We start from the raw sequence: 12,831 nt of genomic DNA on the forward strand, positions 1-12,831 counted from the left end.
ATTTTGTCTCTTACCTAGTACTCGCAACCTCTATAAGTGCTTTTTCCTCTTCAAAGTTAGATAATTCTTCCTTTATGTAGTCTAACTTTAATAGTAATTCTTTCATGCTCTCTACATCTAACCTAGTAGTATTATGTGAATGGTAATCATCTAATGCTGATGTTTGTTGTTTACCATCACTGAAGAAATTATCATAGTTTAAATCTCTATTATCTGCACATATTCTGTAATAATCACCACAGTCTTCTGACTTAGCTAATTCTTCTCTAGTTGCTAGAGTTTCATATAATTTTTCACCATGTCTAGTACCTATTACTTTTACTCCTGCATTTGAATCAAATAATTCTGTCATAGCTTGTGCTAAACATTCTACTGTAGCAGCTGGAGCTTTTTGTATAAATAAATCACCTTGTCTTGCATTTTCAAAAGCATATAATACAAGTTCAACTGCATCCGGTAAACTCATCATAAATCTAGTCATATTAGGGTCAGTAACTGTTATATCCTCTCCTCTTTTCATTTGATCAACAAATAGTGGTATTACTGAACCTCTGGAAGCCATAACATTTCCATATCTTGTAACAGATATTAGTGTATCTTCTGGATGTACTTGTCTAGCCTTAGCTATTGCTACTTTTTCCATCATAGCTTTAGATATACCCATTGCATTTATTGGGTAAGCTGCTTTGTCTGTACTTAGACATACAACTTTTTTTACTCCATTGTTTATACATGCGTTTAATACATTTTCAGTTCCTATTACATTTGTTTGTACTGCTTGCATTGGGTAGAACTCACATGATGGCACTTGTTTTAGAGCAGCTGCATGAAATACATAGTCCACACCTTTAAGTGCATAGTCTATACTGTTATAGTCTCTTACATCCCCTATATAAAACTTAAGCTTATCATTTCTATAAGTCCTTCTCATATCTTCTTGTTTTTTTTCATCTCTACTGAATATACGTATTTCTCTTATATCCGTGTCTAAAAATCTATCAAGAACAGCATTTCCAAAAGAACCGGTTCCTCCAGTTATTAAAAGTACTTTATCTTTAAACATATTGTTCATCTCCCATAATATTTTTATTAATATTGTCTAAATACTCATTTAATCTATTTAACAACATTTCTCTTTCAAAGTTATTTATGAAATAATACTTTCCATTATTTCCAAGAATACTTCTTTCTTCTTTTTTCATATTATATAGTTTAATTACATTTTTATATAAGTTATTGAAATCTTCTGCTTCGCATGCGATACCACACTTACTATCAGTTATTGCTTCCATTCCTGCACCGCTTATAGCTCCAAGTATAGGTTTACCCGATGCCATATATGACTGAACTTTAGCTGGTAATGTAATCCTTAATATATCCGTGTCTTTCAAAGTTACTATTAATGCATCCGATTGTGAGAAATATTTCGGCATATCTGATGATGGTTTTCTTCCTAACAAACTTACCGTATCTTCCAGTTTATATTTTTCAACCATGGTTTTTATATTCGAAAACTCACTTCCATCTCCTAAAATAATCCATTTTATATTTTTCTTTTCTTTGCACAAATTAGCTGCCTCAATAATTGTATCTACACTTTGTGCCTTTCCGATATTTCCAGCAAAAGTTACTATAAAATCATTTTCTGATTTTTCTATTACCTTTTCTTTTTCTACTTCCGAATATATATCTTCAGCCCATTGAGGTAAATAAACTATTTTATTGTCATCTACTCCTGCATCAACTAATATTTTTCTATAGCCCTCTGATGCTATAATAAGTTGATCAAAACAATCATAAATCTTAATACATATTTTTTTAAATATTTTTTTGATGTTTTTATTATTGATATTAACAATTGAGTAGAATGTTTCAGGCCATAAATCTTGTATATATATAGAAGAAGGTATCTTCTTTAATTTACTTAATATAATTGCTGGTATAGCTGTTGTTATAGGTGAAACTTGGAATACAAATATATTATCAAATTTCTTTGTCATAAGCTTAGGAATATGAAATAACGAACTCATAACAAAAGAAATATAATTAAGAGCTAACTTAATAGAGCTATTTTGTCCACGTTCACTTAAGTAACATCTATTTATTTTAATATTTTTATATTGTTTTTGTCCTCTCTTAAAGAAGGAATACCCATCAAACAATTTTCCATATGGATAGTTTGGTAAACCAGTTAGTACTTCAACCGTATGTCCTTTTTGTACTAGACCTTCACATATATCATTTATTCTAAATTCTTCTGGCCAAAAATATTGTGTAACTACTAAAGTTTTCATTGTATCTACCTCAAATCAGTTAATCTATATATAAGATTAATATTTTTACATATTTTTTCTGATGAATATATATTATCACTTACTAGTTTTATAGAATTTTCATCTATAAACTGTTTCTTAATAGCAATCTTATTTATCTTGTATAATATACCTATAAGAATCTTTGGTACTACTACCTTTATTTTAGATACCTTGTTCATTTCTAACATATCTGAAAATGAGTATATACTTTTATCTGATATATTATAAATTTCATTTTTAGTAGCTTTATTGCTAATTATTCCTTTCACTGCAATCACAATATTATTAACATTACATAAGCTTAGTTTATTGTCGCCTTTTCCTACTCTATAATTTAAACCTTTCATCTCTGTTCTTCTTTTTATATTAAGCTTAAATTCATCGCTATAAACAGGTGCAAGCCTTAATATATAATAAGAAGATTTGCAATTATCTTGCATATATTTTTCAGATTTTTTCTTAGCTACAGCATAAGGTGAACTCGGATAACATTCATCCCCTTCTGTATAAATACTTTTATCCATTTTTTCTCCATATACGGAGATAGTACTTAAAAATATAAATTTATTAAGATTTAAATATTTATTACTTAAATCTACTAAGTCTTTAGTCACTCCAAAATTAACCTGTTGAAATCTATCAAATGATAAGTCATTTCCTTTATTATGAGCTAATGCTGCGCAGTGAACTATGACATCTATATCTTTGTTATTTTTTATAATTTCTTCTAATGAATTTTTATCTGTTAAATCACATGATATATATTGATTACATATTTCACTATTCTTAGAACGTGATATGCCTATTATATCGTGTTTATCTTTTAATCCATTGTATATATGGCTACCTATAAAACCATTTACACCTGTAATTAATACTTTCATTGATATTTCCTTCTTTCTACTATGCAGTTATTAACTTATATTTTTACTACCTTCAACTACACCTTCACTTTTAAATACTTTAATAAAAGTCATAAAAACTATCTTAATATCCATAAAAATAGATCTTTTTTCAACATACTCTCTATCAAATTCAACTTTCTCCGATATCTCCAGCTCATCTCGACCATTTACTTGAGCCCATCCAGAAACACCTGGATACAACATATGAACACCTTTTTCAGTTCTCAAATCTCTTAAATCATACTGATTATAAAGAGCTGGTCTTGGACCCACAAAAAGCATCTCACCTTTAACAATATTAATTAACTGAGGTAACTCATCTAAACTAGTCTTTCTTAAAAACTTTCCTACCTTAGTTATAAATATATCTGGGTTATCAAGCAAATGAGTAGCCACATCAGGAGTATCTGTCCTCATTGATCTAAACTTATATATCATAAAGTTCATATTATCTTTTCCTATTCTCTCTTGCTTAAAGAAAACAGGCCCTTTAGATTCTATCTTTATTAATAAAGAAACAATTAAGAACAACGGTGATAAAATAATCAATAATACTAAAGCTACAAATCGTTGCAGTAAATTATACATCATATAACCTCCTTTTTATTAGCCTCTTCAGGTCTAATATATGTATCTACTAGCTGTCTCATAACACTATCTATAAGTTCAATATCTTCTTTGTCAATAATTTTTTTTAAAACATCTAAAGATTTTTTAAAATTTTCTGTATTAATATCAATAGGTTTTCCTATAAATATTTTCTTATTTTCTGTACTAGTAATCCCCTCTTCACTCATAAGAAGTTCCTCATAAAGCTTCTCGCCAGGTCTTAATCCAGTAAACTTTATACTAATATCCTCACCAGGTTCAAATCCGCTAAGTTTTATTAGATTATTTGCTAAATCTAAAATTTTTACTGGTTCTCCCATGTCCAAAATAAATACTTCTCCACCCTTAGCCATAGCGCCCGCCTGAATGACAAGACCTACTGCCTCTGGAATTGTCATAAAATATCTTATAATATCTGGATGAGTAATAGTAACTGGTCCACCTTCTTCAATTTGCTTTTTGAATAAAGGAATTACACTACCATTACTTCCTAACACATTCCCAAATCGTACAGCTACATACTCTGTTTTGCTTTTTTCGTTAAAAGTTTGTATTATCATTTCTGCAGCTCTTTTAGTTGCTCCCATTATATTTGTCGGATTAACTGCCTTGTCTGTAGATATAAGTACAAATCTTCTGACCTTATACTTGTCTGCAAGCATTGCAACTTTCATTGTTCCGAATATATTGTTTTTGATGGCCTCACTTGGAGATTTTTCCATTAGCGGCACATGTTTATGTGCTGCGGCATGGAATACCACTTCCGGATTATATTCTTTGAAAATTGCTTCTATTCTTATTTCTTCTCTAACAGAAGCAATAATTGTACTAAGATTTAAAGCTTTTCCGTATTTTCTTATTAATTCTTGTTGAATAGAGTAAGCATTATTCTCATAATTATCTACTATAATAAGGTGTTTTGGTTTAAATGTTGCTATTTGTCTGCATAGCTCACTTCCTATTGAGCCTCCTCCACCTGTTACTAATACTACTCTTCCTTGAACATAATCACTTACTTCCTTTAGATTTGTTTTAATAGGCTCTCTCCCTAATAAATCTTCTATATCTACATCTCGTATTTTCTTAATATCTACTTTGCCGTCAATAATTTCATATATTCCAGGTAAAGTTTTTAATTTACATTTTGTTTTTTGACATTTTTCTATAATTTTTTTTTTACCTTCTTTAGTTATGTTTGCCATAGCTATTATAATTTCATCTACATGTTTTTCTTCTACTATCTTTGCTACATCGTCTGTAGTTCCTAATATTTTAATATTATGTATTTTTCTTCCTGTTTTATTTTTATCATCATCTAATATTCCAACTACTCTTTTTTTCATCTGAGGATTATCTTTTATTTCATTTATTACTACATGACCTGCTGTTCCAGCTCCAACTAGAAGTACATTTGAAACATCATATTTAAAATGATTCATTTTTCCAAGTTTTCTTCCTGTTCGGTAAGCTAACCTAAATCCGCCTGTAGATGCTATTATAAATATCGTATTTACTATATAAAATAGAGGAGTATATTTATATCCTGCTATTTTGTGAAGTAACATACATGGTATAGCATATATTAAACTTGCTAACACTATAGATAGCGCCTCTTCCACACCAGCATATCTCCATAAGCTTCTGTAGCACCCTGCAAAAGTAAATATACTTATATGCAAAACCATATATATACCAACTGGTATAACAATATTGCTCATGTCATAACTGGCTTTACTTCCTGTAAGCATCATTGATGATAAGAATGATATCAGTATAAAACATAAATCTGCACCAACTAAAACGCTTTGTCTTATTCTATATGTATCTAATAATCTTTTTATAGTATTTTGTCCTTGAGGATTAGTTGTTCTTACATCCATTTCGCATCCCCTCGCATTTCTTTATTTAATTTGACTATCTTGCTGCACTCATTTTTTTCTTTTTATTGAATAATCCCCATCTTTTCTTTTTCTTAGCTCCCCTACCACTTCTTACATCATCTTGTTGATAATAATAACCATAATATCCATATGCATTATTTTCCATATCGTATTTGTTTAAAATCGAGCCTATTATATTAACATCAGACTTTCTCATATTATCAATAACTTCTTTAGTATGATTTATATCAGTCTCGTTTGCCCCCACAACAAACATAACACCATCTGTGTATCTAGATATTATTATTCCATCGGATACAATTCCTACTGGAGGTGCATCTATAAATACATAATCATATTTACTTTCAACATCTTTTATAAAATTTTGCATTCTTTTTGAAGATAAAATTTCCGTTGGATTAGGTGGTATAGCCCCTGGAGTTAAGACATGAATATTTTCTTCTACTCTATTAATGCATTTTTCTAAATCTCTTGTATTTTTCAAATAATCCATAACGCCATAAGTATTTCCTATGCCAAACATCTTATGAACACTTGGATTTCTTAAATCTAAATCTACAACTAATACCTTCGTATTTTCCAACCTAGAAAATGCATGAGCTACGTGACATATTGTTGTACTTTTCCCTTCATTTTGCTTTGTACTTGTAAACATAATAGTTATTAAATTATTGTCTATATCAGAAAAACTTATATTAGTTCTGACTGTTCTATATGCCTCTGCCAAAGGTGATTTCGGATCTAAATCCATAACTCTTCCCATATTAATAACCTCCTATTAAAACTTAGGAACTACGCCAAATACTGGTAATCCTAGTTTTTCTTCTATATCTTTTGGTTCTTTTATTTTTGTATTTAAGGCTTGTCTTAAAAATATAACAAATACACTAACCATTGGTCCTAAAACCATCGCTATTAATATATTCATTGTTTTATTTGGTTTAACCGGTTCTTCTGGCACCGCCGCCTTATCTATTACCTCTGTTCCACTTGCCTTTACTATTCTTTGTACCTCTGTAGAGAATATTTCTGGAATAGTATTACAAATTGTTGCTGCTACTCTTGGATTTTCATTTTTTACAGATATTTTTATAATTTGTGTGTTTTCAACATTAGTAATTGAAACTGCTTCTGAAAGTTCTTCATAAGTCATGTCTAAATTTAACTTATCTATAGTAGATGTGATAACTGATCTTGATTTGATTATCTCCCCATAAGTCAATGCTAACTTTTGTACAAAGTTTAAATCATCACTTGTTGTCATCTGTGTAGTTTCGTTTTCCACCTCTTTGTTAACTATCAGAGTAGTGTTTGCTTCATATACTGGTTTTAATACATAAAAACTAACTAATCCACTTATTACTCCACAAATTACTGCAGAAAGTACTATTATCCACATTTTTTTCTTTAGTATAAAGAAATACTCCCTTAAATCAATTGTTTCTTCCATAATTCCTCCAATATAACTTATTTTAAAATATGTTTTTATATTTACATTCGTGTTTTTATATTTGGTCAACCTTTATTTCAAAATATATATTTTGAAATAATTCCATCCTGCTTTACAAAAAAATAATTAAAACTTTAGTAGACCTTTACTTTAATTACACAAATTTTAAATAAACTTTAATTTATGTTAAAATATATTTTAATTTTCATTTTTTATATATTTTTGACTTTTTCTTCACCAAAAAGTTTAACATATATTCCCATGTATTACAATTTTATGAATCATTTTATATACATAAAATGACTTTTGTCACTGTCGACAATTGTCGTAATTTCAACGTTTGTGAATTTTATAATCACAAAAATGCCTTTCTTGCCCTCTAAAAGTCTTACTGTTATTTATGTTAATATGTCTTATTTCAAATTCTGACAATAAATTTGAAAGAAGACATATTACTTTATATGCAAATTATAATTTATATTTTATTTTAATTTTAATTTACATATTCCTTCATTTTTTTCTCATCAGTTTTACACTATATTTTTATATTACGATATAAACAAAATTTTTTTAACATCCTATATAATAAAATAATCTTATTTTCAATTAAGTTTTTTATCTTCTAGAAATTTTTCAAGTATAATATAATAATCATACGAGAAGAATATTTACCTAAATGCATATATTTTAAAGCATCAAATCTAGAGATAAATATTATGAAAGGAAGATACTATTGGAAAATATAAAGAAAAGACATAGTAGGTTTTGGACCCTTATCCTTATAATACTAAGCATTTTTATAATAATAGGTATTAACAATAAAATGAATAAAAATTTTGTTATAAAACAAGAAACTTTAATATACGAAAAGCTACCAAAATCACTTAGCAATTACAAAATCCTTCAACTTTCAGATTTACACAGTAAAGAATTTGGAAAAGACAATAAAGACTTAATAAATTCAATTAAAGAGATTAATCCTGATTTAATTCTAGTTACAGGAGACATGTTTACCGTATCAGATATCTCCATAGATATGAATGAAGAAGAGCTTGTACCTTATCAACTACTTTCTAAGCTAGCTCCTCACTATAAAATTATCTACGTTTCTGGAAATCATGAAGAAGGAAAGGACATAACCTACAATGGTGATGACTACACAACTAGAAATCGTAGTAAAAACAACGCGTATAACCGATATAGAAATAAACTAGAATCCCTAGGGGTAACCTTTGTAGAAAATTCCTCTTTACAAAACTATGATTACTTTATAAATATTTACGGTGTATACTTTGAATCTATGGAGAAAGGCGAATACTATAAATCTATTAATTTAGACAAAAACAAACTCAATATAATGCTATGCCATGATCCTAAGTACTTTGATACTTTTGTTAATATAGGCTTTGATTTAGTTCTTTCCGGTCATGTTCATGGTGGAATAATTAGATTACCTCTAATAGGTGGCCTTCTAAGTCCTGACAGAACGTTTTTCCCAAAATATGATAAGGGCATTTACAAAATAAGTACCTCTTATATGAATGTTAGTGCCGGACTTGGAGACTCTATAGTCAAGAGGATATTTAATCCTCCAGAAATAAACGTTCTTCTCCTGAAAGATGAGTAAAATAAAACCTGCCTGTAACAAATTGCAAAATTCGTTACAGGCAGGTCTTTATTATAACCTTCATAGCTGAAAAGGTTATTTTTTTTAAGAAATAATATGAATATGGTTACATTTCGAATGTCTTTGCACTATAATTATTTTAGGCTCGAATGATAACTATATGATATAGTCCATTCTTAAGTTTACATATTATTTAATATTAAAGGACAACCTCCCCAAGGTTGTCCATTTTTCATTTACATCAATTCACTTTAAAATAAAGGTGAAAATTACAATATCTATTTAACGAGTTACAATCCTCTTTTATAAATTGCCACGTATCTTTATAATCACCTCGTATCGTAAATTCATTACAACTTAAAAAATCCACAAACTCTTTTTCTGATCCCACATATTTATCTACAAAATCATAGGAATATACACGTTTTTTATTATATGGTGTATTATGGCAATTATGAAGTACATGTTCTAAATTACAAGAAAAAAAGTAAACTTTGTATCCAATCTTCCCAATATTGCTAGTTTGATAAAGTTTATTCAAAGTGTTGCTCTTTCTCTCATTTCTCTCTACTATTAAATCTCTTTTATTTGTAACAATAGAGTTAGAAGTATAAAAGGTTTTCTCTTGTTTCATATCCTCTACAACAAAATCTTCCTTTATAAATGCTCCATCCGTATCTACTAGATGAATTATTTCTTTTATATCTGTTTTTTTTAATCCATTGTTTTGCGATAAAAATTTCTTCACTTGACTATCAATTTTCCTAATAATATTTTGACAATTTGAATTAAAGTCTGCTGTAATATCTTGATTTATTATATGAAACTGTACACTGCAATCTTGTACTAATTTTGAAAGAATTAAACTTAGAGAAATCTCATCGGTAATTCCTTCAACTATAAAGAGTATTATTTTCTTCGTCTTCATCATCTGATACTGTACCTGCCATATCTATTTTTCTACGCTCTCTTCATTTTCTTTATCATTATTTCCAATCATCCATGCCTTCCTAAAAGCATAGTTTATCTCATATTTATTAGTCTCATCATACAAATCTTCTTTCTGTCCTCCAAGCATAATACCTCTGTAGTAAAAATCTCGAAGATTATTACCAACTCTTGCATTGTTAAAGCTTATATATCTGTTGTTTTCATTTGTCGTTGTAAATACTACTAAATCCTTGTTTAACTTCTCCAAAGCTCTTAAGTTATGTGATGTGAAAATAAGTTGACCCTTGGCACTTTTACTTAAAATTTCAAGTATCTCACCTAGTAAATATTCAAAAATACCAGCGTCTAACTCATCTATTGCCACCAAAATATTTTCATTATTATACATTCCTATTAATACGCTTAATATGGAAATAATCTTTTTAATTCCTTCTGATTCATATTTTAAGGGGATTTTTATTCCATTTTTTACTGATAAAAGCTCCACCTTAAATGCTTCTTTTGAATTATTCAAAGTTTCCTTACCATAATTTTTTATTTCTATCTTTAATTTTGGAACTAAAGTATTTAACACTACATTTATTTGCTCCAAAATTTTCTTAACTGTTTCCAGCTTATCCATATCAATAACAGAAACATCAAATAAGTTTAGCCCAATACTGCCTCTCATATTTACTTTTCTATTTTCAAGCATAAAGCTAATAGGAATCATCCTGTTACTTGTTATAGCTCCCAACTCATCATTTTGTATGACAAAAAGGTTGACTATTGCAAAATTCCTTAATATAGCCATAATCTTGCTGTTTTCTGGGCTAGTTTTTGCAAAAGAAGTTAACAAAAGAGAAAATGTCTTTGGACTAAAAATAAATGATGTTGAATTTTCTTGAGAAAGTCCCTTTGCAATGCCAAATCTTACCTTCTTATCAGTAGAGTTTGCCGCCTCTTTATAGTTTTTTATGGGTCTAAAAGTATAATCCTTATCATCCACATCATAGTCCACAATTGTTATACTCTTTCTCCACTTATTCTCCTCCAATTTAGAATAAGTCAACTTCTCTTTAAAAATTTCTACTGTTATATCTTTATCTTCCTCTATGCTAGTACCTTTACTTTGGTTGAATTTTAGTATTTTATCGTATTCTGTACTTAAATCCTGTGAAAAAGCACCGCTTTTATAAGTTTTTCTTAGTTCAAATTTATAAATTACCCTATATATTTCCGTCTTGTCAATCATTCTAAATTCTAAGCTAATTCCTGCAGATTTGGCACTACAAGAAATAAAGTTGCAAAAATTAGGATTCAATGATTGACCTGAAATAACCATTCTAAAAAGGTATAATGCATTTATAACAGATGTCTTTCCTGATCCATTTTGGCCATATATTCCTAAGATATTAGAAATATCTCCTGACTCCTTATCTTCTTTAAAATCAATCTTTCCATACTTTACATTTTTAAAATTTTCTAACTCTAATGTTTTTAACTTTACAATTCTGCTATCCATAAAATCACCTCCATACTACAACAAAACACCCACCTCAAGGGTCGGTGTCCTGATTTATTTTTTTATTACGTATTTCATCACAAAAAAAGTAATGGGAGTGGCAACTAATGCTGTAATCACAGGCGCCAACTTACTATTCATATTAATTTTATCTACTAATAAAATTATGCCAAAATACTGAATAATAAAATTAGGCACATAAGTCAAAGGAAAAAGTAAAAACTTCTTCAGATTAGGCTTTTGTTTGTATGTAAAATAAGTATTAAAAAAATATGATCCTACAATACTAACCACGTAACCCAAAACAAACGAAATCCTGTATGAAAATTTGAATATATCCATAAAAATCAAATAGGACAAATAATAGTCCGCCGTATTAATGCATCCTACAATTGTATATTTCATAAACTCAACTAAATTACTTCTATCTTTTATAGTTATAAAGGTTTTATCCACAAAGTTGTCTCCTTCTTTTCATAATTTGACTATTATTTATGGTTACCTTTTATTTTGCAATTTTTACACATATTTTATTCTCTTTTTCCTACTTTTCTTCATTTCTAATAATTTTATAAATATTAGAACTATTGCAATTCCTACAAAACTTCCTGATGAATCAATTATAACATCTTTTAATTGACCTGTTCTTCCTGGTACAAAAAGTTGATGAATTTCATCAGAGATGGCATAAATTACACATATCAAAAATGCAAATAGTGGCTTTTTATTTATATTTTTAAACTTTAAAAGCAACAACATTGATAAAACTCCAAGCATCATGTATCCAATAAAATGACCACTTTTTCTACCTATAAATTGAAGACTTTCTACAATATTGTCTTGGACTTCCTTTGGCTGCTCATTAAACTTTGGTACTATCGATAAAACAACTTTGATAGTGCTTCCACTTGTATTTGATGATACTTCTCCATTTTGTGACGACATGGAAAAAATAAATAACATCCAAATCACAATTAACACGGCGAAAATACTTTTTTTCACTATTATCATCTCCTTTCACAAATTATATTATAGACTATTTACATACAAAAAGAGACTACCTTTTTTAGATAGCCTCTTTGATAAAATTAAAAATACTTATTTTCTTTTCTTCTTTTTCTTTTTTTTCTTCTTTTTATTTATACCTTTTATTTCTGGTTCTTCTTTTTTCTCAATCTTACAAGATTTTCGTATATTGTAATACATAATTGCACCTATTATAAATAGTACTGCTATACTCGCTTTGTTTAAGGCATCTCCTACCTTATTACCAATTGTAAAATATCTACCAACTAATAAAATAATACTAATAAATCCATATGCCATAATATGAGTTCCAGCTACTTTAGCTACTTTTTTATTATCATATTTTTTCTCATTAACAAAAATTATGTAACGGCCCAGGTTGTATCTTAATGTTGCATAACCTAAAGCAATGGCAAGTAATCCTATCATTAAATCTGTATATAATCCCGTCATATTTTCCCTCCTCCTTGTCCAAGTTTATTATATCATTTGTTGCTGCAAAATTATAACAATATGATTATATAAATATATATAAAAAAATTC

Annotated in this window: 13 protein-coding genes; 1 reads left to right on the forward strand and 12 read right to left on the reverse strand. The window is 28.5% G+C overall.

Going from position 1 to position 12,831, the window contains the following annotated elements; translation table 11 throughout:
* Positions 1 to 10: 10 nt before the first annotated feature.
* The 7 genes from K0039_RS15590 to K0039_RS15620 are packed head-to-tail and all read right to left on the reverse strand — an operon-like array spanning position 11 to position 7,180.
* On the reverse strand, positions 11 to 1,063 hold the full coding sequence (locus tag K0039_RS15590; RefSeq protein ID WP_228105997.1) for a polysaccharide biosynthesis protein: 1,053 nt from the start codon (positions 1,061 to 1,063) through the stop codon (positions 11 to 13).
* The gene (locus K0039_RS15595) at positions 1,056 to 2,294 is read right to left on the reverse strand and encodes a glycosyltransferase family 4 protein (protein WP_228105998.1); all 1,239 of its coding nucleotides are present in this window, start codon (positions 2,292 to 2,294) and stop codon (positions 1,056 to 1,058) included. Before K0039_RS15595 ends, K0039_RS15590 begins: the two co-directional genes overlap by 8 nt.
* 5 nt (positions 2,295 to 2,299) lie before the next feature.
* Positions 2,300 to 3,199, reverse strand: coding sequence for an NAD-dependent epimerase/dehydratase family protein (locus tag K0039_RS15600; RefSeq protein WP_228105999.1), 900 nt, complete (start codon positions 3,197 to 3,199; stop codon positions 2,300 to 2,302).
* 30 nt (positions 3,200 to 3,229) lie between these two features.
* The gene (locus K0039_RS15605) at positions 3,230 to 3,811 is read right to left on the reverse strand and encodes a sugar transferase (RefSeq protein ID WP_228106000.1); all 582 of its coding nucleotides are present in this window, start codon (positions 3,809 to 3,811) and stop codon (positions 3,230 to 3,232) included.
* Positions 3,808 to 5,709, reverse strand: coding sequence for a polysaccharide biosynthesis protein (locus K0039_RS15610; protein ID WP_228106001.1), 1,902 nt, complete (start codon positions 5,707 to 5,709; stop codon positions 3,808 to 3,810). The genes K0039_RS15605 and K0039_RS15610 overlap by 4 nt, the downstream gene beginning before the upstream one ends.
* Before the next feature lie 34 nt (positions 5,710 to 5,743).
* On the reverse strand, positions 5,744 to 6,493 hold the full coding sequence (locus K0039_RS15615) for a CpsD/CapB family tyrosine-protein kinase (protein ID WP_228106002.1): 750 nt from the start codon (positions 6,491 to 6,493) through the stop codon (positions 5,744 to 5,746).
* Positions 6,494 to 6,508: 15 nt separating this feature from the next.
* The gene (locus K0039_RS15620; protein WP_228106003.1) at positions 6,509 to 7,180 is read right to left on the reverse strand and encodes a YveK family protein; all 672 of its coding nucleotides are present in this window, start codon (positions 7,178 to 7,180) and stop codon (positions 6,509 to 6,511) included.
* A gap of 733 nt (positions 7,181 to 7,913) precedes the next feature.
* Here K0039_RS15620 and K0039_RS15625 point away from each other — a divergent pair.
* Positions 7,914 to 8,807 (forward strand): metallophosphoesterase, encoded by an 894-nt coding sequence (locus K0039_RS15625; RefSeq protein WP_228106004.1) that lies wholly within the window; start codon positions 7,914 to 7,916, stop codon positions 8,805 to 8,807.
* A 241-nt stretch (positions 8,808 to 9,048) separates the two neighbouring features.
* On the opposite strand, the gene K0039_RS15630 is transcribed toward K0039_RS15625, so the two are convergent.
* The 5 genes from K0039_RS15630 to K0039_RS15645 form a co-directional block, all read right to left on the reverse strand.
* Positions 9,049 to 9,738, reverse strand: a complete 690-nt coding sequence (locus tag K0039_RS15630) for a hypothetical protein (protein ID WP_228106005.1) — start codon at positions 9,736 to 9,738, stop codon at positions 9,049 to 9,051.
* Positions 9,739 to 9,759: 21 nt separating this feature from the next.
* The gene (locus K0039_RS15635) at positions 9,760 to 11,262 is read right to left on the reverse strand and encodes an AAA family ATPase (protein ID WP_228106006.1); all 1,503 of its coding nucleotides are present in this window, start codon (positions 11,260 to 11,262) and stop codon (positions 9,760 to 9,762) included.
* Between the two features lie 54 nt (positions 11,263 to 11,316).
* Entirely contained in the window at positions 11,317 to 11,667 is a 351-nt protein-coding gene (locus K0039_RS23900) for a GtrA family protein (protein ID WP_369123853.1), read from the reverse strand.
* Positions 11,668 to 11,781: 114 nt separating this feature from the next.
* Positions 11,782 to 12,264 carry a VanZ family protein gene (locus tag K0039_RS15640; RefSeq protein ID WP_228106007.1) on the reverse strand — a complete coding sequence of 161 codons (483 nt, stop codon included), beginning with the start codon at positions 12,262 to 12,264 and terminating at the stop codon, positions 11,782 to 11,784.
* Between the two features lie 96 nt (positions 12,265 to 12,360).
* Complete coding sequence (locus K0039_RS15645; RefSeq protein WP_228106008.1) at positions 12,361 to 12,741, reverse strand: hypothetical protein; 381 nt, start codon at positions 12,739 to 12,741, stop codon at positions 12,361 to 12,363.
* Between the last annotated feature and the right edge of the window lie 90 nt (positions 12,742 to 12,831).

Source organism: Terrisporobacter mayombei (genome assembly GCF_020748465.1).
Lineage (GTDB): Bacteria > Bacillota > Clostridia > Peptostreptococcales > Peptostreptococcaceae > Terrisporobacter > Terrisporobacter mayombei.